Genomic DNA, 25,796 nt, shown 5'->3' with positions numbered 1-25,796 from the left:
GAATCATCAGGAGATGTCACTGCTCCCCTTGCGCCAGTCGCCCCACGGTGGGGGCGAGGCCATGCTCGATCACCCGGTCGGCGAAATCGTCACCGGGACAGCGGCCCCGCTCGACCAGGCGGACCAACCGCTGCATCGAATCGCCCAGTTCCCCGGGCGCTTTCGCGGCGGCGATGGTCACGCAGGCGTTGGCCGCCCGGTACAGCCGTCGATCCCGCAGGCCCACCCGGGCCGCGGTGTCCCAGGCGGTCGCCACCGGTTCGACGGCCTCGGCCGCGACGTCGGCGGCGGCGGGGTCATCGAGCAGGGTCGCCAGGGTGAAGGCCACGGCGGGCCACAGGGCGTCCGGCACGCTGTCCAGGTAGCGGATCTCCAGCCACTGCCTGGGCCGCACCGGCGGAAACAGCGTGGTGAGGTGGTATTCCAGGTCGGCCACGCTGGGGCGGCGGCCCCCGAGCAGCACCCGGCCGTCGACCCAGTCGGCAAAGGGCACCCAATGCGTGACGGCTTCGGCGTCGGGATTGTGCACGAGCATCACCGGGGCCTTGAGCGCATACCGCGCCCAGTCGGTGCCCGGGTCGTCGCCGCTGGCCCCCAGGATGGGCCCGCAACGCGCCGAATCCATCCGGCCCCACACCCGCTGCCGGCTGGACACCCAGCCCGTGAAGTCGCCGACCAGCATCGGCGAGTTGGCGGTGATCGCGATCATCATGGGCCCCAAGGCATGCGCCAGGCGCACCCGCGCCGCCCAGCCGTCCCGCGGCCCGGCGTCCACGTTGACCTGGATCGAGGCGGTGGACGTCATCATCGCCGCGCCCGCCTCCCCGGAGCGGCTGGTGGCGAAGAACTGTTCCATAGCGCGGTAGCGGGCACCCGGATTGATGCGCTGGGGCGGCCGCAGTGGGTCGGCGCCGAGGAAGACCAGGCCCAGCCCGGCCTCAGCAAACGCCGGCTGCAGCACGGCCTGGTCCCGGCGCATGGCGTCGATGGCGGGTGCCACGCCGTCGGCCGGCGGCCCCGACAGTTCGACGGCGCCGCCGGGCTCCACGGTGACCCTGCTGCCGCCCGGCATTGCGGGCAGCGCGGCGAGCACGTCGGCGATCTCGTCCCAGCTCGGCCTGCGGTGGGGGTCGGCCGGATCGTGGCAGTGCGCCTCCAATTCCAGACCCACCCGGCCCAGCGGGGCATCCACCAGACACCCTTCGGCGATGTATTGCGCTACGGCCGCGGAGTCGGCCGGCTCGGCGATGTTCAGCTCGGGGGCGGAGTGGGCACCGGCCACCCCCGACCCCGGTTGCGAAGCCGCGGCAGCGATCGGCGCGAACGTCATATCACGATCCCTTCGGGCCCGCGCAAGCCTGAACATGCACCTGCGGACCGCTTCCCTGCGCAGCTAATCGAACGATAATCGGCACTGCTTCGTCTAGTGCTTCATCTATCAGACGCCCCCGACATATTCCCTTCTGCGCACTTTGAGGTGCTCGGGGAAGACTGTTACCCAATCGCTCGATTATTGACCCAGCGCGTTCTGCATCGCCCCAGCTAGCACGTTGACCGCGGGCCCGGCATTGCCGGATTGGCACACTTTCGCCTGCAGCAACACGTTTTCGCGCAGCCTGGTTTGATCGAAGCACCGGCGATCGGTGCCCGCCTCCTGCTTGGTCCAGTTCTCGTCGGCCGGGCCGGCCGGCCCGCCGTCGAACGACCACACCTGCGTGCTGCCGTTGTCCAGGTGGATCGCGGTGGTCTGCCCCGAACAGCCCACGGTGCGATCCACCACGCGATGAAACGCGCGGCCCGCCGCGTCATTGGTGGCGAACACCCCGATGGCCTGCTTGACCAGATGCGTCTGGTCGGTGGCCGAGGTCTGGGTGACGGCCCCGTTGAACGACGCCAAATCGGGATCGTTGTACACCTCGGGCAAGCCGATGTCGGCCCAGTTGTTGCACTCGGGAAGGTCCACCCAGTCGCCTTGCCCGGGCTGGGTGAACACCGACTCCCACCCCATGGGTCCGCCGACGATGTTGCCGACCGACCCCTTGCCCAGGACGGCGTAATTGACCACGCCGGGCTCCGACGGGTGCGCGGCCGCGACCGGTACCGCGATTGTGCCCGCGAAGGCCAACCCGACGACGACCGCGGCCCCGCGCGCCTGGGCAACCTGGGCAACCCGCTTGGTCATGCAGCGATCATGCCAGGCGCGCGGACGTGCGGTCAGCCCCCGTTGCCCCGCACGCCTTCCTCGACCTTTTTGCCGAGGTCGGGGTCGACGTTGCGCCAGTACTCGAACACCCGCGACAGCACCGGTTCCTTGACGCCTTGGGAGACATGGCCAATGATGTTGTGCGCCAAGCGTTCCCTGGCCGCGTCATCGAGGACTTCGCGGACCATGGTGCCGGCCTGACCCCAGTCGTCGTCCTCGGCGTGCAGCGTGTACGCCGAGCGGACCATGTCTCCGTCGGCGTGCCAGCGCACCTCGGCGGCGCGGGCCGGGTCGGCGTGCGGACCGCCGTAGGAATTGGGCGCGTACACGGGGTCGGAGACGTTGTTGATCCGCATGGCGCCGTCTTTGGAGTAGCTGTTCACCTCGACCCTGGGGGTGTTGACCGGGATCTGCCGGTAGTTGGTTCCCAGCCGGGCGCGATGCGCGTCCGAGTACGAGAAGCCGCGCGCCTGCAGCATTTTGTCAGGGCTTAACCCGGTGCCGGGCACGGTGTTGTTCGGCTCGAAGGCCGCCTGCTCGATCTCGGCGTGGTAGTCGGTGACGTTGCGGTTCAGCGTCATCTTGCCGACGTCGATCAACGGGTAGTCGCCGTGCGGCCACACCTTGGTCAGATCGAACGGGTTGAAGCGATAGTCCTTGGCTTCCTCGTACGGCATGATCTGCATCTTCAGCGTCCAGCTCGGGTAGTCCCCGCGCTCGATCGAGTCGAACAGGTCGCGCTGGTGGTAATCGCCATCCTCACCGGCCAACCGGTCGGCGTCCTCCTGGGTCAGGAACTCGATGCCCTGATCGGTGATGAAGTGGTACTTCACCCAGAAGATCTCACCCGCGGCATTGATCCAGCTGTAGGTGTGGCTGCTGTAGCCGTTCATGTTGCGCCAGGTCTTGGGGATGCCGCGGTCGCCCATCAGCCAGGTCACCTGGTGCGCCGATTCCGGGGAAAGGCTCCAGAAATCCCACTGCATGTTGTGGTCGCGCAAATTGCTTGCCTGCAGGCGTTTCTGGGACCGGATGAAGTGCTGGAACTTCAACGGGTCGCGCATGAAGAAAACGGGTGTGTTGTTGCCGACGAGGTCGAAATTGCCTTCGCTGGTGTAGAACTTCAGGGCGAAGCCCCGCGGATCCCGCCAGGTGTCGGGGCTGCCCCGCTCGCCGGCGACCGTGGAAAACCGTGCCAGCATGTCCGTTTTGGCGCCCGGCTGGAATACCGCGGCCCTGGTGTATTGGCTGACGTCGTTGGTCACCTCGAAATGACCAAACGCACCACCGCCTTTGGCGTGTGGCTGGCGCTCCGGGATGCGCTCGCGGTTGAACATCGCCATCTGCTCGATCAGGTAGTGGTCCTGCAGCAGAATCGGGCCGTCTGGGCCGATCGTCAGCGACTGATCGTCGCTCGGCGCAGCGATACCGGCGTCATTGGTCGTGAAACGCTCCGTCATCACTCTCCTCGTCACCGGGCGGGAGGCCACAGGAACCCAGCCCGCACCGCCATACCGAATGCGCTTATTCATCAAGCACTTTCAGCATGGCGGTGGGCGGTCGGGCCTTCGGCCTGCATTCGTGTACTTCCCTTTTCTTGATCACGCCAAGAAACGCGGGCAACACCGTCGGTCGCCCACTAAGGGTCAGTACCCATTCGGGGCCGGACTTAGGCCGTGACTTGAACGGGCGCCGTCAGGGGCGCGGTGCGGGAGCACCGGGGCGCGGTGCGGGGGCACCGGGGGGCTGGCTGACAGCCGGAGGTTGTCCCGGGCCGCTGACGCCAGGGCCGGCGACCGGTCCGCCGGGCCCGCCCGGGCCGCCGGGGGGCATCGGAACGATCAGGCCGGGACCCCCGGGGCCGGGGCCCCACGGCCCGTTGTCGGGCCCGCCCGGGCCACCGGGTCCGCCGTACCACGGCCCGTAGCCGCCGCCCGGACCGCCGTACTGCCCTGGCCCGTTGCCCGGCCCGGGACCCCACGGTCCGTTGCCCGGTCCGGGTCCACCGGGGTGGAACATGCCGTGGTGATGGTGCTGGCAGTGGTAGTGCTGCTTCCAGATGAAGGCACCGACGAAGAACAGCGACGAGAGGATGAACACCACGCCGGCGACGATCACCACCCAGGCCGCCGCCGTGTAGAGCCGCGGCGGCTTCACCCGCTCGGGGGGCGGCGGTGGTGGTGGCGCTGTGACCGGTGCGGCTGGGGTCGGCTCGTGGGTCGGCTCGACTCGTTCTTCGGGTGTCTCGCTCATGCCTTGCCATATTGCCGCTCGCACCCCGTCCCTACCAGGGCCCGGCGCCAAAATTGTGGTGAATCGAGACGCGGCGGTTAGGCGCCGGTGACCGCAAAAGACAGGTGGCCCGGCGCTCGCGCAAGGCGCCGGGCCACTGGTTGGTAATGGGTTTTCAGTTGGTCAGCACGATGACGCTCGGGGTCTGTCCCAGCGCGGCCGCCGAGTGCAGGACCGACGGCGGCAGCTGGCCCGGGGCCATACCGCTGGGACGCACGCCCGGCGGCGCCGGCGCAGTGCTGGTTGCCCCAGGACCGGTCTGGCCGCCCTGGCCGCCCTGGCCACCCGGTGCGCCCGGTGCGCCCGGTCCGCCGAAGTTGCCGGGGCCGCCGGGGCCACGGTGGTGCACCATCGCGTGGTGGTGCTTGTGGTGGTGGTGCCCGTGATGGCCGCCGCGGTGGCCGAGGATGAACCCGGTGAAGAAGATGACCGCGACGATGAACACGATGCCGGCGACGATGGCGACCCACGCGGCGAGTTGGAAGACCCGCGGGGCCCGGTAGGCCGCCGCCGCTTCCGCGGCGACCGGTGCAGTTGCGGTGGAATGACGCACGGTGGGGGATTCAGATGTTTCACTCATGAGACAAATGATGAAGCCGTTAACAGTAGTGGCGGCTATGCGCTACTTATGTACCAGCTGTGAACTAAATCGCCCGCTCAGCGGGTGAAAACTCGCTGCTCGGGCCGCAGCGGGTTGACCGCGAACTGAATCACCCGGTATGGCGCGGCCACCCGCGCGCGGGTGTCCCACTGGCTGACGAAGATTCGCAGCTCGTCGAGCGTCGAGCCGGGAGAGATGTAGCCGCCATAGGGTTGCGCGAGGCGGTTGTCGTAGGGCGGCGGCAGGCTTTCCGCCGGGTCCGGCCACTCGTCGTGCTGCACCACCGTCGTGACCGGCGCGTCGCCCAGGCCCGTCGGGTCGTTGGCCACCCGGACCTCCATGTTGCCGCTGACGGCGTTGAAATAGGACAGCACCGCCTTGCCGTCGATTTGCCGGATGCACATCTCGCCCACCGCGTCCGGCCACAACGGCGTCGGCGGTTTGCCCCAGCCCCCTTGCGGACCGGCCGCCCAGCCCTGCCAGCGGGACCGGTCGGTGAACGTTTGCGGAGTGGCCCGGTAGAGCACGACCGGATCCCTGCGGGTGAAACTGTCGGCGACGATGTACACCCAGCCGCTGGGCGACTCCGGCGTGGGGATCGGGTCGTAGTAGCCGCTGATCTGTGTCTGCGAGCCACCCTGATACGACGCGGGCCGCTTGGACCCGGGAATCGTCTGCCAGCCCGCGCGCGCCGGTTCGGCGGTCACCAGCCGCGAGCTCTGCGGTTCGAGGTTTTTGGTCGTCGTCACCATCAGGTAGTTGCGCCGGTTGATCTGCACCACCCCGGCGGGCAGCTGCGAGGCTCCCGGCGGCGCGGGGTCGGCCAGCAGCGGATTGCTGATGCCGGTGACCCCGGTGTAGCGCACCCCGCCGGGGTCGTCGACGGAGGACGTGTCGACGCGCAACGCGACGGGGGCGTACCAACCACCAAAGCCGACGCCCTGGCCGGCGAAGCTGTCGCCGCACACCTGAAGCAACTCGGCGGGGAACTCGACGAACTCACACAGGTCGGTCGCGCCGATGCCGTAATCCCCGGTCGGGGTGCCGGTACCGGCGGTGGGGCCGATCCGTAGCACCTGGCCGGGGGCCAGCGGCTGCAGCACCGGGTCGGGCGCCGGGGCGGGCGGATCGGCATGTGCTATCCAAAAGCATTGCGGCACAAGCAAAGATGCCGCAAGAAGCGAGAACCGCGTCGCGGAACTCACTCGCGGACTCACAACTGCGCGGCGAGTAACTCGGCGATCTGAATGGTGTTCAGCGCCGCCCCCTTGCGCAGGTTGTCACCGGAGATGAACAGCGCCAGGCCGCGGCCGTCGGGCACCCCGGGATCGCGCCTGATCCGGCCGACCAGCGATTCGTCGACACCGGCGGCCGCCAACGGGGTCGGCACGTCGACCACCTTCACCCCGGGCGCGCCGTCGAGCAGTTCACGGGCCCGCTCCGGCGACAGCGGGCGTTCGAATTCGGCGTTGATGGACAGCGAGTGTCCGGTGAACACCGGTACCCGCACGCAGGTGCCGCTGACGGCCAGCTCGGGGATGCCGAGGATCTTGCGGCTCTCGTGGCGCAGCTTCTGGTCCTCGTCGGTCTCACCGGAGTCGTCGTCCACGAGGGAGCCCGCCAACGGGATGACGTTGAAGGCGATCGGCGCGGCATAGGTTTCGGGCGCCGGGAACGCTACGGCGTTGCCGTCGTGCACCAGCCGCTCGGCGCCGTCGATGACCGCGCGAGCCTGGGTGGCCAGCTCCTCCACCCCGGCGATCCCGCTGCCGGATACCGCCTGATAGCTCGACACCACCAGGCGTTGCAGTTCGGCTTCCTCGTGCAGCACCTTGAGCACCGGCATGGCGGCCATGGTGGTGCAGTTCGGGTTGGCGATGATGCCCTTCGGCCGGTTGCCGGCATCGCGAACGAAGTTCACCTCGGACACCACCAGCGGCACGTCCGGGTCCTTGCGCCAGGCCGACGAGTTGTCGATCACCGTCACCCCGGCCGCGGCGAACCGGGGGGCCTGCACCAGCGACATCGTCTTACCGGCGGAAAACAGCGCGATGTCCAGCCCGCTCGGGTCGGCCGTCGCTGCGTCTTCGACCTCGATCTCCTGACCGCGGAATTCCAGCTTGCGCCCCTGCGAGCGCGCCGAGGCGAAAAACCGCACCGACGTCGCGGGGAAGTCCCGCTCGTCGAGCAACCGGCGCATCACCTGGCCGACCTGGCCGGTGGCGCCCACAACGCCGATGGCAACCATCTATCTACCCGTCCCCGCGTACACCGTCGCCGACTCTTCGCCGCCGAGTCCGAACGCCTCGTGCAACGCCACGACGGCCTTGTCTAGTTCGGTGTCGCGGCACAGCACCGAGATCCGGATCTCCGAGGTGGAGATCAGCTCGATATTGACCCCCACCTCTGCCAGGGCCTCACAGAAGGTGGCGGTGACGCCCGGGTGGCTGCGCATGCCCGCTCCGATCAGCGACACCTTGCCGATGTGGTCGTCGTAAAGCAGTTGGCTGAACCCGATCTCGTCCTTGAGCGCATCAAGCTTGGCCACCGCGGTGGGTCCGCTGTCCCGCGAGCAGGTAAAGGTGATGTCGGTCTTGCCGTCCTCGACCTTGGAGACGTTCTGCAGCACCATGTCGATGTTCACGTCGGCATCGGCCAGCGCCCGGAAGACGCGGGCGGCATATCCGGGGATGTCGGGAATGGCGACGACGGTCACCTTGGCCTCGCTGCGGTCGTGCGCGACTCCGGTCAGGATGGGGTCTTCCATGGCTATGTCCTTGATCGATCCGACGACGACGGTGCCCGGGTTCTCCGAATACGAAGACCGGACGTGCACCGGAATGTTGTAGCGGCGCGCATATTCGACGCAGCGCAGCATCAAGATTTTGGCGCCGCAAGCCGCCATCTCGAGCATCTCTTCGAAGGTGACCGTCTCCAGCTTGCGGGCGTTGTGCACGATCCTCGGGTCGGCGGAAAAGATGCCGTCGACGTCGGTGTAGATCTCGCACACGTCGGCGCGCAGCGCCGCGGCCAGCGCCACCGCGGTGGTGTCCGAACCGCCGCGGCCCAGCGTGGTCACGTCCCGGGTGTCCTGGCTGACGCCTTGGAAACCGGCCACCAGCACGATGCGCCCTTCGTCCAGCGCGGTCTGCAGCCGCCCCGGCGTGACGTCGATGATCTTGGCGTTGCCGTGGGTGCCCGTGGTGATCACGCCGGCCTGCGAACCGGTGAACGAGCGCGCCTGCGCCCCCAGCGATTCGATCGCCATCGCGACCAGCGCGTTGGAGATTCGCTCACCGGCGGTCAGCAACATGTCGAGTTCCCGCGGCGGCGGCGCCGGACACACCTGCTGGGCGAGATCCATCAGGTCGTCGGTGGTGTCGCCCATCGCGGAGACGACGACGACCACGTCGTTGCCTTGCTTCTTGGTCGCGACAATGCGCTCGGCCACGCGGCGGATCCGATCGGCGTTCGCCACTGAGGATCCGCCGTACTTCTGCACGACGAGCGCCACGCTTTTCCCCACCTCTCCGGCCCTGCGCACCCAATTCCGGGTATAAGTCCACAACAGAATACGTGCCACGCATGGCGGTTTACGTCGCGATACCCGGTCCCCCGCCCCGAACATTCGCTTCGGTCTCGGCGGCATTTTTGCCAAGCCGCGAAAAGCGGTAAAGTGCAGGACGTGCAGCGGGTGCTCCTCCTCGGCCGCCGCGACGGGGTCTAATCCAGACCGGCTTCCCGTCGCGGGTGTTCGCGATGCGCCGGTCTGAGGTTCCCCTTCTGATACCCCGGAGCAATCACCGTGACTTCCAATCCCGACGCCTTCAGCTCGGCACGCACCATCGTCTCGCCCGCGGGCCCGCCAGCGCCCGGACAACCCGCCTGGAACCCGCAGCGCGGCTCGTCGATGCCGGTCAACCGGTACCGGCCCTTCGCCGAAGAGGTCGAGCCGATCCGGCTGCCCAACCGCACCTGGCCCGACCGGGTCATCGACAGCGCGCCGCTGTGGTGCGCGGTGGACCTGCGCGACGGCAACCAGGCGCTCATCGACCCGATGAGCCCGGCACGTAAGCGCCGCATGTTCGATCTGCTGGTTCGCATGGGCTACAAGGAAATCGAAGTGGGATTCCCGTCGGCCAGCCAGACCGACTTCGACTTCGTCCGCGAAATCATCGCCGACGGCGCGATCCCCGACGACGTCACCATCCAGGTGCTGACCCAGTGCCGGCCGGAACTGATCGAGCGCACCTTCGAGGCTTGCGACGGCGCGCCGCAGGCCATCGTGCACTTTTATAACTCGACGTCGATTCTGCAGCGTCGCGTCGTGTTCCGCGCAGACCGCGCCGCGGTGCAGGCCATAGCGACCGAAGGCGCCCGCAAGTGCGTCGAGGAGGCCGCCAAGCACCCCGGCACGCGGTGGCGGTTCGAGTACTCGCCGGAGTCCTACACCGGCACCGAGCTGGAATACGCCAAACAGGTGTGCGACGCCGTCGGCGAGATCATCGCGCCGACCCCGGACAACCCGATCGTCTTCAACTTGCCCGCGACCGTCGAGATGGCCACGCCCAACGTCTACGCCGATTCGATCGAGTGGATGAGCCGCAACCTGGCCAACCGCGAATCGGTCATCCTGAGCCTGCATCCGCACAACGACCGCGGAACCGCCGTCGCCGCAGCCGAATTGGGCTACCAGGCCGGCGCCGACCGCATCGAGGGCTGCCTGTTCGGCAACGGCGAGCGCACCGGGAACGTGTGCCTGGTGACGCTGGGGCTCAACCTGTTCTCCCGCGGCGTGGATCCGCAGATCGATTTCTCGAACATCGACGAGATCCGCCGCACCGTGGAGTACTGCAACCAGCTTCCGGTGCACGAACGGCACCCCTACGGCGGCGACCTGGTTTACACCGCGTTCTCCGGCAGTCACCAGGACGCCATCAACAAGGGCCTGGACCAGATGAAGATCGACGCGGACGCCGCGGACACCGACGTCGAGGACATGCTCTGGCAGGTGCCCTATCTGCCGATCGACCCCAAAGACGTCGGACGCACCTATGAGGCCGTGATCCGGGTCAACTCGCAGTCGGGCAAGGGCGGCGTGGCCTACATCATGAAAGCCGATCACGGCCTTGCCCTGCCGCGACGGCTGCAGATCGAGTTCTCCCAAGTGGTGCAGAAGATCAGCGAAGGGGAAGGCGGCGAGGTCAGCCCCAAGGAGATGTGGGACGCCTTCTCCGAGGAGTATCTGGCCCCCGTGCTGCCGCTGGAGCGGATCAAGCAGCACGTCGACGCGTCGGAGGACGACAGCGGGATCACCCGCATCACCGCCACTGTCAAGATCAACGGGGTCGAGACCGAGATCAGCGGGCAGGGCAATGGCCCGCTGGCAGCATTCGTTCACGCGCTGGGCGGTGTCGGGTTCGACGTGGCCGTCCTCGACTACTCCGAGCACGCCATGAGCGCCGGCGACGACGCACAGGCCGCGGCCTATGTGGAGGCAGCGGTGTCGATCGCGAGCGCGGCGCAGCCGGGCGAAGCGGGTGGGCACCCATCAGGCCCGGTGTCGATCGCGAGCGCGGCGCAGCCGGGCGAAGCGGGTGGGCACCCATCAGGCCCGGTGTCGATCGCGAGCGCGGCGCAGCCGGGCGAAGCGGGTGGGCACCCATCAGGCCCGGTGTCGATCGCGAGCGCGGCGCAGCCGGGCGAAGCGGGTCGGCACCCATCAGGCCCGGTGTCGATCGCGAGCGCGGCGCAGCCGGGCGAAGCGGGTGGGCACCCATCAGGTCCGGTGGATGGACGCACGGTGTGGGGAGTCGGCATCGCGCCGTCCATCACTTCGGCGTCTCTGCGTGCGGTCGTATCGGCGATAAACCGCGCCGCTCGCGGCTGATCAGAACAGCGCGAGCTGCTGGTCCAGCATTCGGACGTCGGTGAATTCGTCCATGCTGGTGCCGCCGATCACGGCGCCGATGCAGGCCATGAACTCCGCGTCGGAGAGCACCGGCACCCCCAACTGCCGCGCGAGGTAGCCCTTGCCCTGCTCGGGGGCGGGGTCGTTGCAGACCACCAGCGAGGTCTCCCGGTCGACGGTGTCGCTGTAGGCCAACCCGGCATGCAGGATCCGTTCCACGAGTTCCTCGTGGGTGCGGCCGACCTCGGCGGCCAACGCCACGCGCATGCCCTGCACCAGCGGCCGGCCGCCGACGTAGGGGCCCGGATTCAGATACGGGCAAGGCATCCGCGATGCCAGCACCTTCAGCGGGCGCAGTTCGTCATGGGTGACGCGGCCGTTTGGCCAGCGGCGCCGGGTCACCGGGTGGATCGGCAACCAGATGTCGCCCGCGCGGGCCAGCTTGAGCGCCGAATCCAGCACGCCGGTCAGCACTAACGCGTCGTCGAAGGCGTCGTGCGGCCGCTCCTGGGTGACGCCCCAATGCGCGGCGAGCGTCTCCAAGCGCAGGTTCTCGACGCCGAGGTCCAGGCGCCGGGCCAGCTCGACCGTGCACATGACGCTGTCGACGGGCAGTTCGGTCTCGGCGAGTTCCGCCTCGGCGGCAAGGAACGCATAGTCGAACGCCACATTGTGGGCCACCAGGGTGCGCCCGCGCAGCACCTCGACCACGTCACCGACGATGTCGGCGAATTGCGGCTGATCTTCCAGCATGGTCGCAGTCAGACCGTGCACGTGGGTGGGGCCCGGGTCCACCCCGGGGTTGAGCAGGCTAACCACCGATTGCTCGACGTTGCCGTCGGCGTCCAGGCCCAGCGCCGCCACGCTGATGATCCGCGCCTGGCCCGGACGGAAACCCGAGGTCTCGACGTCGACGACGGCCCAGCCCCCGTCCGGCTCGCTGGCCGGCCGACCCCAGGACACCCCGCTCATGAACTGAGGATGGCACGGCCGACCGACATCACCTGGTCGTTGCGCGCCGTGTCGGCCCGAAAAACGATGAGGGCGACCCGCTGCACCCGGCGACAAGCGCCGCGCTTGCGATCGCCCTTAAACTTCCCGGGTGGTTACCACCCGTGCCCGTCTGGCCCTCGCCGCAGGAGCGAGCGCGCGCTGGGCGTCGCGGGTGACCGGACGCGGGGCCGGTGCGATGATCGGCGGCCTGATCGCGATGACGCTCGACCGCTCGGTGCTCGGGCAACTCGCCTCGGGACGGCGGACGGTCATCGTCACCGGGACCAACGGCAAATCCACCACCACCCGGATGACGTCGGCCGCGCTGGCGACGCTTGGTCCGGTGGCCACCAACGCCGAGGGCGCCAACATGGACGCCGGCCTGGTCGCCGCGCTGGCCGCCAAACGGGATGCGCCGCTGGCGGCCCTGGAAGTCGACGAGATGCACGTCCCGCATGTTTCCGACGCCGTCGACCCCAGCGTCGTCGTGCTGCTCAACCTGTCGCGCGACCAGCTGGACCGGGTCGGCGAGATCAACGTCATCGAACGCACCCTGCGCGCGGGCCTGGTCCGGCACCCGGGGGCGGTCGTCGTGGCCAACTGCGACGACGTGCTGATGACGTCGGCCGCCTACGACAGCCCGAACGTGGTGTGGGTGGCCGCGGGTGGGTCGTGGTCGAACGACTCGGTCAGCTGCCCGCGCAGCGGCGAGGTCATCGTCCGCGACCGCGGTCATTGGTATTCCACGGGTGTGGACTTCAAACGCCCCAGCCCGCAGTGGTGGTTCGACGACGACACCCTCTACGGGCCCGACGGCCTGTCGCTGCCCATGCGGTTGGCGCTGCCCGGCGCGGTCAACCGGGGCAACGCCGCCCAGGCCGTCGCGGCCGCGGTCGCGTTGGGCGCCGACCCGGTGTCGGCGGTCGCGGCCGTCTCGGCGGTCGACGAGGTCGCGGGGCGGTATCGGACCGTGCGCGTCGGCGCGCACGAGGTGCGCATCCTGCTGGCCAAGAACCCCGCCGGCTGGCAGGAAGCGCTGTCGATGGTGGACAAGAGCGCCGCCGGAGTGGTCATCTCGGTCAACGGCCAGGTGCCCGACGGGGAGGACCTGTCGTGGCTCTGGGACGTGCGGTTCGAGCACGTAGACGGGACCTTCAAAGGGAGGGTGGTGGCCGCCGGCGAGCGCGGCACCGACCTGGCGGTGCGGCTGGGCTATGCGGGCGTCGAGCACACCTTGGTGCACGACACCGTGGCCGCGATCGCATCGTGCCCGCCCGGACGGGTGGAGGTCGTCGCCAACTACACCGCGTTCCTCCAGCTGCAACGAGCATTGGCGCGCCATGGCTGACTCGGTGGTGCGGATCGGGCTGGTGCTGCCCGACGTGATGGGCACCTACGGCGACGGCGGCAACGCGCTGGTGCTGCGGCAACGGCTCCGGCTGCGCGGCATCGCCGCCGAGATCGTCGAGATCGCGCTGGACGACCCGGTGCCGGAGTCGCTGGACCTCTACACGCTGGGCGGCGCGGAGGACTACGCGCAGCGCCTGGCCACCCGGCACCTGATCAGATACCCGGGCCTACAGCGCGCCGCGGACCGGGGCGCTCCGGTGCTGGCGATCTGCGCGGCCGTTCAGGTGCTGGGGCACTGGTATGAAACGTCGGCCGGGGAACGCGTCGACGGCGTGGGCATGCTGGACGCGACGACGTCGCCGCAAGGGGCGCGCACCATCGGCGAGCTGGTGACCAACCCGCTGCTGGCGGGCCTAACCGAGCGCCTCACCGGCTTCGAGAACCACCGTGGCGGCACCACGCTGGGTCCGGCGGCGGCGCCGCTGGGCGCGGTGGTCAAGGGCGCGGGCAACCGGTCCGGCGACGGCTTCGACGGCGCGGTGCAGGGCAGCGTGATCGCGACCTACATGCACGGGCCCTGCCTGGCCCGCAACCCGCAACTGGCCGACCTGCTGCTGGGCACGGTGGTCGGCGAACTGCCGCCGCTGCCGATGCCGGAAGTGGACCTGCTGCGCCGTGAACGGCTGGCGGCGCGTTAGGCATGCGGGCAGCGATGACGGAAACCAGGCGGGGACGGGCGGTCGGCGCCGCGCTGCTCAGCGCGGCCGCGTTCATCGCGTCGTCACCACCGGCTAACGCGAACCCGGAAGTCCTGAACGGCCGTTACAACGTGCTCTACGCGGACAGCGACAAACCAACCGCCTGGCTTTTCGTTCCGTGCGGATCGGACTGCACCCGAGCGACTTCGCAAGACGGCGGGACGTTCGTCATCAGCTGGGACTTCTACCTCGCCAATGGACGATGGACACACAGCGGCACGTCCCGGGTGCCGTGCCCCAACGGCGCGTCGGCCCCGGCGACCGTCAACTACAGCTTCGATGCCGTGTCGCTTGCCGGCGAGGGACAGACGACGACGTCCGACGCCTGCAACGGCGAGCCCGGCAAGACCTTCACCAGGCCATTCCAATTGAGCAAGGCGTGAAGAACGTCAGACCATGGCCCGGCGCCCGGCCAGCGCGCGACCGAGCGTCAGCTCGTCGGCGAACTCCAGGTCACCACCCATCGGCAGCCCCGACGCGATACGCGTCACGGTCAGGCCGGGGATGTCGCGCAGCATCCGCACCAGGTAGGTAGCCGTCGCCTCACCCTCGGTGTTCGGGTCGGTGGCGATGATCACCTCGGTGATGTCGACGTCGTCGACCCGCTCGCCGATCCGGCTCAACAACTCGCGGATCCGCAGCTGCTCGGGCCCTACCCCGGACAGCGGATCGAGCGCACCGCCCAGCACGTGGTAGCGGCCGCGGAATTCGCGGGTCCGCTCGACGGCCTGCACGTCCTTGGGTTCCTCGACGACACACACCTGCGAGCCGTCCCGGCGGGGATCCGCGCAGATCCGGCATCGCTCGTTGTCGGAAACGTTGCCGCACACCGCACAGAACCGCACGCCGTCGCGGACCTTCGCCAACACCGCGGTCAGCCGGTCGATGTCCGGCGGCTCGACCGACAACAGGTGGAAGGCGATGCGCTGGGCACTCTTGGGCCCGATGCCCGGCAGCCTGCCGAGCTCGTCGATCAAATCCTGGACGGGTCCTTCGAACATGACCGTGGCGGAGAGCCTAAAGCCCCTGCGCCGGCGCGGGCGGTTGCCCCGGCGGCGGACCGAAGCCGCCGGCCAGCGACCCCAACCGCTCCTGGGCCATCCGGGTGACCTGCTTGGAAGCGTCCCCCATCGCACCGACGATCAAGTCCTGCAGGGTCTCGATGTCCGACGGGTCGACGACCGACGGGTCGATCTTCACCGCGATCACCTCGCCGCTGCCCTTGACGACGACCTTCACCAAACCCCCACCGGCCTGACCATGCACCTCGGCGTTCGCCAATTGTTGCTGGGCTTCCATGAGCTTTTGCTGCATCTGCTGCGCCTGGGCGAGCAGCGCCGACATGTCGCCTCCGGGTTGCATGACAATCCCCTCGCATCTTGGTCTCGAGTTGGTTTCGCTCGTGAGTCTCCGGCGATTCGAAACCCCCAGCGTAGACCGCGCGGCGTTAGCTTTGCGCCGTGGACCTACGACTGAGCAGACGTGTCGGGATCAAATTGGCGGTCGGTGTGCTGGTTGCCGCTTCGACGGCGATCATGCCGACCGCGACGGCGGTCCCGTCCAACATCGCCGGCATGGTGGTTTTCATCGACCCGGGCCACAACGGCTCCAACGACGGCTCCATCAACCGCCAGGTGCCCACCGGCCGCGGCGGCACCAAGGACTGCCAGACCAGTGGGACCGCGACCAACAGCGGGTATATGGAGCACACCTTCACCTGGGACACCGCGCTGCGCGTGCGCGCCGAGCTGAGCGCCCTGGGCGTGCGGACCGCGCTGTCCCGCGCCAATGACACCGGCCTGGGGCCGTGCGTCGACGAACGCGCGAACGCGGCCAACGCGCTGCATCCCAACGCGGTCCTGTCCATCCACGCCGACGGCGGTCCGCCGTCCGGCCGGGGATTCCACGTCAACTACTCGGCCCCGCCGCTCAACCAGGTGCAGGCGGGCCCGTCGGTGCAGTACGCGCGGATCATGCGCGACCAGATGCAGGGCTCGGGCATCCCGCCGGCCAACTACATCGGCCAGAACGGGCTCTACGGCCGCTCGGACCTGACCGGCCTGAATCTGGCGCAGTACCCGTCGATCCTCGTCGAGTGCGGCAACATGAAGAATCCTGCCGACTCGGCGCTGATGGAATCCGCCGAGGGCCGGCAGAAGTACGCCGCTGCACTGGTCCGCGGCGTCGCGGGGTTCCTGGCCTCGCAGGCCCAGGCGCGCTGAGGCCGCCGTCGAGGTGTGGATACCTCGGCCGAATGCGATGTACAGCAATACGTTTGCCGCCGCGGCCGTGTCGCTCTGTCGCGTCCCCGCTGGAGAAGTCGAGGTACTCGAGTCCACCCACTCCATTTCGCGAGCGTTACTACCCGAAATTATCGGGGCTCGCCTAATCGTCCAGCGCGAAATCGCGTAGGACGCAATGAAAGACCCCTTGGTTGCAGCTACCCAATCGAGTAGTACCTGATGCCGATCGAGCGGCGACACACGAATTCGCGAGCGCCGCGCATCGACGGGTCCCCGTTTAGCCGAACTCGCGCGCGATGCCGCGCCGGGGAGGGGCGCCGCGCAACAGCCGCTCGCTTTTCGGCGAGCTCATCGCGACAGCTTGGTCACGTTCTGAGCTCGTACCCGGCCGACCTGATTCGCTTCGGCGTACAGATCATTGGCGCGTTCCTGTTCTGCCGCAAGCTTTTCCAGTGCCGCGATGGCGCGCCTGAGGAGGTCGATAGATTCCTCGACAGACTCTTTCATTTCGTTGAAACCGGGTATGAATCCCATGTGGGGTCCCTCCTATCGGGATCTTCCCTCGCTTGCGAGCCGGAACTTCACGCCGTCTTCTCCGATTAGCGTTGGTCCGTCCGGCCATCGTAGGCGAGCAACCCAGCCCGCGCCTCGGTAACGGGTTCGCGATCCACGCGCATTCGAACTACCCGTCACCTCAGGCGGCCAGATCACGCCGTGCGTAGCCATAAACTCCGAGCGCGGCAAGGACAGCGTCGACGAGCAGGAAAACGGCGGTGACCGCCCACTTGGGCGATGCGTCGGGCACGGCGGCGAGGTGCGTCCACGGCGACAAATTGGCCGCCCAGCCAGGGGCGTCCGTGGACTTCATGATGACGTCCATCAGAAACCCGCCCACAACCGGCACTGCGCCGAATGCGGCGACAGCGGAAGGGAGCCACCCGACGCCCACCGCGGCCGCCCCGGCCGCGAGCAACGCCACCGGAACGGAATTCAGCGCACCCGCAAGCGAAGCGCTCAATTGCAGTGGAGCGCCGGTTAGCTCGGCGCCACCCCAGATGCCGATTGCGGCCGAGCAATGCAGGGCCACCACCCCGCCAACCGTCACCATGATCTCAGTCGACATCAGATGTACACGCGAAACGGGCTGGGCGAAAAGCAAGTTCAGTCGGCCCGCCTTCTCGTCAGCGACCAAGGCGGCGAGACGCACAGCGGCGTACAGTCCGGCAGGAACGGCGAGCACGCCGAACAGAACCGCGGCGCCGACATTCACCAGTTCATGGCCGCCCATGCCGGCGGGCGCGGCGAGTTCAGCGATGCGCGGATTGGTCTGAAACAACTCGAGAATCGACGGGAGCAATACGCCGACCAGGAAGAAGTACCCGGCGATTCCCGTCGCCCAGCCGAGCGTGGTCCGGACGGTCCGACGAACGGCGAACCCGCCGATCGACTGCAACGAGCGCGTGCGTGGAGAACGGGCGACACGTAGCGTCACCACCCCGTCGCCCAAATCGCGGTGGCTTGCCGTGAAGAGGGCCGCACCGGCCAGCATTATCGGCAACGCGCCCAGCACGATCAGCGGGACGATGCGGTTCTCGGCGTATGGCGCCGACCGGGCGGCAAGCCCGAACGGCGTCATCCACGCCGACCAGGCTAATCGATGCGAGCCATCGGAGATCATGCGCAGAAGCAGGCTTACACCCAAAGCTGCGGTCGTAAGCCCCGTGGCGCCGGGTCGGCTCGGCATGACTTGCGCGGCGAGCAGCGCCGCCGCGGCGAAAGTTGCAGCGACACAGGACGTTCCCACCGCATAGATCACGGCACCGGTCGGTTGAGTGCGTGCCGCCAAAAGGCCGGCCGCTATCGCCGCACCGATCAGCGCCGCACAGCCAACAAGAGCGGCCAGGCAACGGGTGACCACATCGACCATTCGCAGACGTCCGGCGAGGAGCAGATCCCACCGCCGGCCATCCTCCTCACCGCGCGTAATGCGTGTGGCGGCAAGCACGAGCCATCCGCTGGCGAGCACCGAAACGGCTGTGCCGGTTCGCCATACGGTGAAACCTCCGGGATTGTCGAGAGCGACCGGCGGACCCGACAACACTCTTATGGCGGGATTCTCGGCGAGCAAACGCAGGTCTGATTGATTCAACAACGCGCCGATCGGCTGGTACTGGAAGGCGACCAACGCCGACATGACTCCGCAGATCAGCGCGACCAGCACGGCACCGCGCCGAAGCTGGCGCACGGCGAGCCGGCTCACGGCCCGCTCCGGCGTGAGTTGCGGTCCTGCGGCCAACGACGGACCGGGCAGCGTGGCCGTTGTCATCGCTCGGAATCCCCGTAGTAGTCGAGAAAAATCTCCTCGAGTGTCGGTTCGTGCATCGCGAGCGCGGTGATGTCAGCCGCCGCGAGCGCCCTAAGCGCGGCCGCTGGCGGTCCAATGAGATTGAACCGCAATCGTTCACCGTCCAGCTGTTCGACATCAGAGACGGTCGCAACATCCCGCAGGGAAGGCTGGCCGCCGCGATAAGACACCTCGACCACAGTCCGATGCAACGGGCGCAGATCGGCGATGCTGTCGACTTCGACGAGTCGCCCGGCACGCAGAATCGCTACCCGGTCGCACACGGCTTCTACCTCGGCCAGCTGATGAGAGCTGAGGAACACCGTCTGGCCTCGCTCGCGCGCTTCGGCGACACAACCGCGAAATTCCCTTTCCATCAACGGGTCCACGCCGCTTGTCGGCTCATCGAGCACCAGAAGCGGCGCTCGAGTCGCGAATGCAGCGACGAGTGCCACCTTCTGGCGGTTGCCGGTCGAATAGGTTCTGGCCGGCTTGTCGAGCTCGAGATCGAACCGATCGACCAACTCGTCGCGGTAGGCCGCGTCCACCCCGGGACCCAGAGATCCAAGCAGCGCAAGGATTTCCGCGCCCGTCAGTCGCGGCCACAACGCAACATCAGCGGGCACGTAGGCGATGTGACGATGGGACCGGCGGACGTCATGCGCAGGGCAACCGAATATCCTCGCGGTGCCCGCGGTCGGGCGGATCAATCCGAGCAGCAGGCGAATCGTCGTCGACTTGCCGGCACCGTTGGGGCCCAGGAATCCGAACACCTCGCCGGGCGCGACCTCCATGCTCAGATTTTCGACGGCCGCGACGCCGCCGAACCGCTTGGTCAGCCCGTCGACCCGGATAGCAGGGCCGACCGCGGTGCGCGCCGAGGATTCCATGACCCGAAGGGTAAGTCACCCGGCGTGAAGAGCCTTTCGGTTCGACCGGAAATCGGCTTTGCTGATCTGCGGCAGCTGAGCCGAGACGGTGTTCGCTAGCACGGCTAACAAGCACCGACCGTTCATCTGCTGAGCAAGATCCAATCCATCATGTAGTGATAAGCTACGAGCCAAAATAGCACGTCAGGTCGCGGCTAGGAGAAGCCTTGGTCGGCCGGTTGTTGCGCCGCGCGCACGAGTTACTGAGCTGCACCGACAGTCCCATCACGGACTTTGCCATACCCGGTGTCGAGTTGCCGGTCCGGCACCTGAACTTCAGCACTACTCTATCTGGACCTCCCGACCACTCGACTTCTATGTGGATTCTGACGAGGCCCGCTTGATGGGCCATACGCTCCCCGACATGACAGCCAGTCGGAGGGTCTGGATGGTGGCTTCACTGGTCGAAAAGTTTGGGCGATTGACTGGAAGTGGGCCGCCCTGCCGATAAGTAGGCACTTAGCAGGTGGGGTAGTCGGATGGAACTCGATGACCTGGTTTTACCGCTAACGCGGGGACAGCTAGATATCTGGATTGCGCAGAAAACGGGCAGCTTCGGGGCGAAGTGGCAGCTGGGCGAGCTGATCCGAATCCAGGGCGTGATCGAGCCAAATTTGCTTCAGCGGTCGATTGTCCAAGCAATGCGCGAGGCCGAACCGCTTCGAGCTGGGTTTCTCGAGCTGGATGGCAAGGTTTTCCAAAAACCGGTTGATTACCCGGACATTGAGCTCGCTCGCTATGACCTGACCGGCTCGCAGGATCCCGCACAGGACGCCCATCGGCTGGCCTCATCGATCCAACGCACCGTGATGCCCCTCACCGGGCCGCTGTTCAAATTTGCGTTAATGCAGACACGAGTAGATGAATTTTATTGGTTCGTGTGCTGCCACCATATTGTGGTAGACGGCATCGGTATCACTCTCGTCTGTCACCGAATCGCGGAAATCTATAATGCAATTACTGCCGGCGCATCACCATCACCCGCTTTTTTCGGGTCGTTGAAGGATCTCATCGAATGCGAATTAGAGTATGAATCATCGACCGATTATCTGAATGATCGGGCTTACTGGCTCCGGAACATCCCGCCGGAAAGCGAAGCGCGTTATCGGTTGCCACCCGCCGCCGAGGACGGCAGCGATCCGGATGAGCCGTCTGAGCCCGTTCAGTTGGACCCCTCAGCCGTGGCCGGCATCCAGGTGCTGTCCAAGGCGATCGGGGTGCGTCGATCTTCGGTGATCACCACAGCGTGTGCGCTTCTGGTGCGCGCGTTCGACACCGAAAGCCCGGAGGTGGTGCTCGACTTTCCGGTAAGCAGGCGAGTCCGTCCAGAAACCCAAGCGATGGCCGGAATGATTTCCGGCTTTGTGCCACTGACGTTGAAGACTCCGCCTGGACTTTCAATCGCGGAGTTCTGTAAGAACGTCGACACGTGTATGCGCGAAGCGTTAAAGCATCAACGGTTCCCCGTGCATTCAGTGGATCACAATGCGCGTCTTCGCGGCTCTGGACAGGCGTCGAACCGGGTTGTCATCAATTTCATCCCGGGCACACATCAGGCGGATCTCGCCGGCGCTCCGGCATCCGGAACTTTGACCCACGCCGGACCCGTCGAATTCGCGCTGATCTTTTTCACCGATGGTGATCAGCTCTTCCTCAGCACGGCGGGTCCCGGACAAGTGTTTTCCAACTACGACGCCCGCGATCTGGCCCAGCGGTTGGGGCGGGTGTTGGTGGCGATGGTTGCTGATGTGGGGCGCCAGGTGTCGTCGGTGGATGTGGTTGGTGAGGGCGAGCTTGCCCGGCTCGGGGTGTGGGGAAATCGGGCGGGGTTGACCTGGTTGCCGGCGGCGGTGTCGATCCCGGCGGTGTTCGCCGAGCAGGTGTCGCGCAACCCGCAGGCCATCGCGGTCACCTTCGGAGGCCAGTCGATGACCTATCGGGAACTGGATGCGGCCGCGAACCGGTTGGCGCATTTGTTGGCGCACCACGGCGCCGGCCCAGGTGAGTGTGTGGCGCTGCTGATGTCCCGCTCGGCCGAAGCGATCGTGGCGATCCTGGCCGTGCTCAAAACCGGGGCCGCCTACCTGGCGATCGACCCCGCCGTGCCCGCCGCGCGGCTGCGGTTCATGCTCACCGACGCCGCACCGGCGGCCGTGCTCACTACCGCCGAGCTGCGCCCGCGCCTGGACGGCGTCACCGTGGCGGTCATCGACGTCGACGATGCTGCTCGTGACGACCGGCCCGAGAGCGGGCGGCCCGCACCCGGGGCAGACGCGATCGCCTATCTGATCTACACCTCGGGCACCACCGGCGTGCCCAAAGGCGTGGCGATTACCCACCGCAACGTGACCCAGCTGATGAACTCACTGGACGCCGGTTTGCCCGCGGCCGGGGTGTGGTCGCAGAGTCACTCGCTGGCCTTTGACGTCTCGGTGTGGGAGGTCTTCGGTGCACTGCTACGCGGGGGCCGGGTGGTGGTGGTGCCGGAGCCGGTGGCCGGCTCTCCAGACGACTTTCATGAGCTCCTGGTCGCTGAGCGGATCAGCGTGTTGACCCAAACCCCCTCGGCGGCGGCGATGCTGTCCCCACATGGGCTGGATTCCACGACGCTGGTCACCGTCGGGGAATCCTGTCCCCTCGAGGTCGTCGAGCGCTGGGCGCCGGGCCGGGTGATGCTCAACGCCTACGGCCCCACCGAAACCACCATGTGCGTGACCATCAGCACCCCCCTGGCGCCGGGCGTCCCGGTCGTCGCGATCGGCTCCCCCGTCCCCGGGGCCGCATTGATGGTGCTGGACGGCTGGTTGCGCCCAGTGCCGGTCGGGGTGGTCGGCGAGTTGTATGTGGCCGGTGCCGGCGTCGGGCTCGGATACCTCGGTCGGGCCGGGTTGACCGGATCGCGGTTCATCGCGTGTCCCTTCGGGGTGCCCGGAGCGCGAATGTATCGCACCGGGGATCTGGTGCGCTGGGGTTCCGATGGGCAGCTGCAATATCTCGGGCGCGCCGATGAGCAGGTCAAAATCCGCGGCTATCGCATCGAACTCGGCGAAATACAGGCCGCCCTAAGCGCACTCGACGACGTCGACCACGCCGTGGTGATCGCCCGCGAGGACCGCCCGGGCGACAAGCGCCTGGTCGGCTACATCACCGGCACCGCGGACCCGGCCGAGGCGCGCGCCGCGCTGGCCGAGCGGCTCCCGGCCTATATGGTGCCGGCCGCGGTGGTGGTCATCGAGGCGCTGCCACTGACCCCCAACGGCAAACTCGACACCCGCGCCCTGCCCGCACCGGAGTCCCAGGATGTCGATGGTTACCGCGCCCCGGGCAGCGCCATCGAGGAGATCGTGGCCGGCATCTACGCCCAGGTGTTGGGGCTTGACCGGGTCGGCGTCGATGACTCGTTTTTCGACCTGGGCGGGGATTCGCTGTTGGCGATGCGCTTGTCCGCGGCGATCAACACGGCACTGGATGCCGACGTTTCGGTGCCCACCGTGTTCGACGCGCCCACCGTTGCCCGGTTGGTAGGCCGTATCGGCGTGGGTTGTCGGCGGCTGCAGCCCTTGGTGGCAGCAGAGCGGCCGGCGGTGGTGCCGTTGTCGTATGCCCAGCAGCGGTTGTGGTTTGTGGACCAGTTGCAGGGGCCTTCCCCGGTGTACAACCTCGCCGCGGCGTTGCGGTTGAACGGGCTCCTCGATGCCGACGAATTGCGCGCAGCGATGGCGGATGTGGTGGACCGTCATGAGAGCCTGCGCACGCTGCTTGCCGCGCCCGAGGGCATCCCCCAGCAGCTGGTGCTGCCGCCCGAGCGAGCCGACTTGGGTTGGAATCTCGTCGATGCCACCAGCTGGTCGGCGGGTCGGTTGGATGAGGCCATCGGCGCGGCAGCGCGTCGCGGTTTTGACCTGGGCACCGAAATTCCCTTGCGGGCAACACTTTTCCGCCTCGCCGAAGACGAGCATGTGCTGGTGGCCGTGGTCCACCACATCGCCGCTGACGGCTGGTCAATCGGCCCGCTGATCAGGGATCTGGGTGTGGCCTACTCCAGCCGGTCTGCCGGGCAGCCCCCCGGCTGGGCGCCGCTGCCGGTGCAGTACGTCGATTACACACTGTGGCAACGAGCGCAGCTGGGAGACCTCGACGACAGCGGCAGCCCCATCGCCGCGCAACTGGACTACTGGGAGCAGGCCCTGGCCGGGCTGCCCGAGCGGCTGCAGTTGCCCACCGATCGGCCCTACCCGCCGGTGGCCGATCAGCGCGGGTCCAACGTCATCGTGAATTTTCCGGCCGAGCTGCAGCAGCAGGTTGCACGACTGGGCCGCGAGCACAATACGACCAGTTTCATGGTGATTCAGGCAGCCGTGGCGGTGCTGTTGTCGAAGATCAGCGCCAGTTCCGATGTCGCGGTGGGGTTTCCGATCGCCGGACGCCGCGACCCCGCGCTGGACGAACTGGTGGGCTTTTTCATCAACACCTTGGTGCTGCGCGTCGACATGTCGGAGGACCCCACCACCGCCGAACTGCTGGACCAGGTGCGCAGACGCAGCCTGGCCGCCTATGAACACCAAGACGTGCCCTTCGAAGTGCTTGTGGAGCGGCTCAATCCGTCAAGGTCGATGGCTCACCACCCGCTGATTCAGGTGATGGTCGGCTGGCAGTTCGCCGGCGATAGCGATCCCGCGGCGGAGCTGGTGTTGGAGGGTCTACAGGTCACTTCGCTGCCGGTGAACACCCGCACCGCGCGGATGGATCTGGCGTTTTCGTTGGCCGAACGCTTCACCGAGGCCGGTGAGCCCGGCGGGATCGGTGGAACGGTGGAGTTTCGCACCGATGTGTTCGACGCGGACAGCGTCCACGCGTTGATCGGGCGCTTGGAGCGGGTGCTGAAGGCGATGACCGCCGAACCCGCACAAAGGATTTCGTCGATCGATGTACTAGACGAGGGTGAGCACACCCGCCTCGATGAACTCGGCAACCGTGCGGTACTGACCCAACCCGCCTCCGAAGCGTCGATTCCGGCTGTGTTCGCCGAGCAGGTGACCCGCGCCCCCGACGCTGTGGCGCTGACCTTCGAAGGTCGCTCCCTGACCTACCGCGAGCTTGATGAAACCGCCAACCGGTTGGCGCATCTGTTGGCGGCGCACGGCGCCGGACCGGGTCAGTCTGTGGCACTACTGTTTTCGCGATCGGCTGATGCGATCGTGGCGATTTTGGCCGTCCTGAAGACCGGGGCGGCGTATCTGCCGATGGATCCGGCGCTGCCGGCTGCTCGGGTCGAGTTCATGGTCGCCGATGCCGGACCGATCGCTGCGATCACCACGGCGGGCCTGCGCTCCCGGTTCGACAAGTGCGAGCTGGCCGTCATCGATTTCGACGACCCTCGCGTCGACGCCCAACCCAATACCGCCTTGCCGGAGCCGGCCCCCGATGACCTGGCGCACATCGTTTACACCTCTGGCACAACCGGTGTGCCCAAAGGCGTGACCGTCACGCACCACAACGTCACTCAGATGTTCGATGCACTGGATATCGGGGTGGAGTTAGCACCCCACCAGGTGTGGACGCAGTTCCACTCCTACGCCTTCGATTTCTCGATCTGGGAGATCTGGGGGGCGTTGTTGTTCGGTGGGCGCCTGGTGGTGGTGCCTGACTCGGTGGCGCGCTCCCCGGAGGACTTCCACGCGTTGCTGGTCGACCAGCAAGTCACCGTGTTGACCCAGACCCCGTCGGCGGTGGGAATGTTTTCGCCGCAAGGGTTGGGGCCGACGGCGTTGGTGATCGGCGCGGAACCCTGCCCCGTCGAGTTGGTGAACCGGTGGGCACCGGGACGCGTGATGGTCAACGTGTACGGCCCGACCGAGACGACGATGTGGGCGTCGAAGAGTGCACCTCTGGCGGCGGGGTCGGGGCCGCCGCCGATCGGCTCGCCAATTACTTGGGCGGCCTTCTTTGTGCTCGATGCTTGGTTGAACCCGGTGCCCGCCGGGGTGATCGGCGAACTGTATCTGGCCGGGCGCGGGGTGGGCGTCGGGTATCTCGGCCGGCCAGGGTTGACCGGGTCGCGCTTCGTGGCGTGCCCGTTCGGCGGGCCGGGGTCGCGGATGTATCGCAGCGGGGATTTGGTGCGTTGGGGTCGTGATGGGCAGTTGCAGTATCTGGGGCGTGCCGATGAGCA

General features: G+C 67.4%; 20 protein-coding genes. 6 read left to right on the top strand and 14 right to left on the bottom strand.

All coding sequences use genetic code 11. The features are described from left to right. Positions 1 to 16: 16 nt before the first annotated feature. From egtA to BST14_RS07650, 8 genes are all read right to left on the bottom strand, one after another. On the bottom strand, positions 17 to 1,330 hold the full coding sequence (egtA, locus tag BST14_RS07685; RefSeq protein ID WP_083063921.1) for an ergothioneine biosynthesis glutamate--cysteine ligase EgtA: 1,314 nt from the start codon (positions 1,328 to 1,330) through the stop codon (positions 17 to 19). A gap of 180 nt (positions 1,331 to 1,510) precedes the next feature. Further along, a complete protein-coding gene (locus tag BST14_RS07680) occupies positions 1,511 to 2,182 on the bottom strand; it encodes a sensor domain-containing protein (RefSeq protein ID WP_083063920.1) in 672 nt (223 codons plus the stop codon). A gap of 32 nt (positions 2,183 to 2,214) precedes the next feature. After that, on the bottom strand, positions 2,215 to 3,663 hold the full coding sequence (locus tag BST14_RS07675) for a catalase (RefSeq protein ID WP_083063919.1): 1,449 nt from the start codon (positions 3,661 to 3,663) through the stop codon (positions 2,215 to 2,217). Between the two features lie 235 nt (positions 3,664 to 3,898). Next, positions 3,899 to 4,456 carry a hypothetical protein gene (locus tag BST14_RS07670; RefSeq protein WP_083063918.1) on the bottom strand — a complete coding sequence of 186 codons (558 nt, stop codon included), beginning with the start codon at positions 4,454 to 4,456 and terminating at the stop codon, positions 3,899 to 3,901. Between the two features lie 154 nt (positions 4,457 to 4,610). Next, a complete protein-coding gene (locus BST14_RS07665) occupies positions 4,611 to 5,048 on the bottom strand; it encodes a hypothetical protein (protein WP_211280673.1) in 438 nt (145 codons plus the stop codon). Positions 5,049 to 5,152: 104 nt separating this feature from the next. Further along, complete coding sequence (locus tag BST14_RS07660; RefSeq protein WP_083063916.1) at positions 5,153 to 6,301, bottom strand: DUF4185 domain-containing protein; 1,149 nt, start codon at positions 6,299 to 6,301, stop codon at positions 5,153 to 5,155. 8 nt (positions 6,302 to 6,309) lie between these two features. Next, positions 6,310 to 7,344 (bottom strand): aspartate-semialdehyde dehydrogenase, encoded by a 1,035-nt coding sequence (locus BST14_RS07655; protein WP_083063915.1) that lies wholly within the window; start codon positions 7,342 to 7,344, stop codon positions 6,310 to 6,312. Next, positions 7,345 to 8,610 carry an aspartate kinase gene (locus BST14_RS07650; RefSeq protein ID WP_083063990.1) on the bottom strand — a complete coding sequence of 422 codons (1,266 nt, stop codon included), beginning with the start codon at positions 8,608 to 8,610 and terminating at the stop codon, positions 7,345 to 7,347. It lies immediately after the preceding gene. Between the two features lie 291 nt (positions 8,611 to 8,901). On the opposite strand from BST14_RS07650, the gene leuA reads away from it, so the two are divergent. Continuing rightward, positions 8,902 to 10,986 (top strand): 2-isopropylmalate synthase, encoded by a 2,085-nt coding sequence (gene leuA, locus BST14_RS07645; protein ID WP_438502137.1) that lies wholly within the window; start codon positions 8,902 to 8,904, stop codon positions 10,984 to 10,986. Here the strand turns inward: leuA and BST14_RS07640 are convergent, their stop codons facing one another. Beyond that, positions 10,987 to 11,979 carry a DEDDh family exonuclease gene (locus BST14_RS07640; protein ID WP_083063913.1) on the bottom strand — a complete coding sequence of 331 codons (993 nt, stop codon included), beginning with the start codon at positions 11,977 to 11,979 and terminating at the stop codon, positions 10,987 to 10,989. A 130-nt stretch (positions 11,980 to 12,109) separates the two neighbouring features. On the opposite strand from BST14_RS07640, the gene BST14_RS07630 reads away from it, so the two are divergent. Genes BST14_RS07630 through BST14_RS07620 form a run of 3 tightly spaced genes read left to right on the top strand, consistent with a single transcriptional unit; the run spans position 12,110 to position 14,491 of the window. Beyond that, entirely contained in the window at positions 12,110 to 13,348 is a 1,239-nt protein-coding gene (locus tag BST14_RS07630) for a Mur ligase family protein (RefSeq protein ID WP_083063912.1), read from the top strand. Positions 13,349 to 13,352: 4 nt separating this feature from the next. After that, positions 13,353 to 14,048, top strand: coding sequence for a type 1 glutamine amidotransferase (locus BST14_RS07625; protein ID WP_142279306.1), 696 nt, complete (start codon positions 13,353 to 13,355; stop codon positions 14,046 to 14,048). A gap of 14 nt (positions 14,049 to 14,062) precedes the next feature. After that, the gene (locus BST14_RS07620; RefSeq protein ID WP_083063989.1) at positions 14,063 to 14,491 is read left to right on the top strand and encodes a hypothetical protein; all 429 of its coding nucleotides are present in this window, start codon (positions 14,063 to 14,065) and stop codon (positions 14,489 to 14,491) included. A gap of 6 nt (positions 14,492 to 14,497) precedes the next feature. On the opposite strand, the gene recR is transcribed toward BST14_RS07620, so the two are convergent. Further along, positions 14,498 to 15,109: a recombination mediator RecR gene (gene recR, locus BST14_RS07615; protein ID WP_083063910.1), complete on the bottom strand. Its 612-nt coding sequence runs from the start codon at positions 15,107 to 15,109 to the stop codon at positions 14,498 to 14,500. Between the two features lie 16 nt (positions 15,110 to 15,125). Beyond that, the gene (locus BST14_RS07610) at positions 15,126 to 15,470 is read right to left on the bottom strand and encodes a YbaB/EbfC family nucleoid-associated protein (protein WP_083063909.1); all 345 of its coding nucleotides are present in this window, start codon (positions 15,468 to 15,470) and stop codon (positions 15,126 to 15,128) included. Between the two features lie 98 nt (positions 15,471 to 15,568). Between BST14_RS07610 and BST14_RS07605 the strand changes: the two genes are divergently transcribed. After that, a complete protein-coding gene (locus tag BST14_RS07605; RefSeq protein WP_211280670.1) occupies positions 15,569 to 16,330 on the top strand; it encodes an Rv3717 family N-acetylmuramoyl-L-alanine amidase in 762 nt (253 codons plus the stop codon). 369 nt (positions 16,331 to 16,699) lie between these two features. On the opposite strand, the gene BST14_RS07600 is transcribed toward BST14_RS07605, so the two are convergent. From BST14_RS07600 to BST14_RS07590, 3 genes are all read right to left on the bottom strand, one after another. Further along, on the bottom strand, positions 16,700 to 16,885 hold the full coding sequence (locus tag BST14_RS07600; RefSeq protein ID WP_083063907.1) for a hypothetical protein: 186 nt from the start codon (positions 16,883 to 16,885) through the stop codon (positions 16,700 to 16,702). A 160-nt stretch (positions 16,886 to 17,045) separates the two neighbouring features. Further along, positions 17,046 to 18,572 (bottom strand): efflux permease Rv1217c-related protein, encoded by a 1,527-nt coding sequence (locus tag BST14_RS07595; RefSeq protein ID WP_245845331.1) that lies wholly within the window; start codon positions 18,570 to 18,572, stop codon positions 17,046 to 17,048. A 101-nt stretch (positions 18,573 to 18,673) separates the two neighbouring features. Next, positions 18,674 to 19,585, bottom strand: coding sequence for an ABC transporter ATP-binding protein (locus BST14_RS07590; RefSeq protein WP_083063905.1), 912 nt, complete (start codon positions 19,583 to 19,585; stop codon positions 18,674 to 18,676). A gap of 518 nt (positions 19,586 to 20,103) precedes the next feature. Here BST14_RS07590 and BST14_RS07585 point away from each other — a divergent pair. Next, positions 20,104 to 25,796, top strand: a 5,693-nt coding sequence (locus BST14_RS07585) for a non-ribosomal peptide synthetase (protein WP_083063904.1), incomplete at its 3' end; no start/stop codon positions are given.

The organism is Mycobacterium arosiense ATCC BAA-1401 = DSM 45069 (assembly GCF_002086125.1).
Lineage (GTDB): Bacteria > Actinomycetota > Actinomycetes > Mycobacteriales > Mycobacteriaceae > Mycobacterium > Mycobacterium arosiense.
This window is presented reverse-complemented; position numbering and strand designations above follow the sequence as displayed.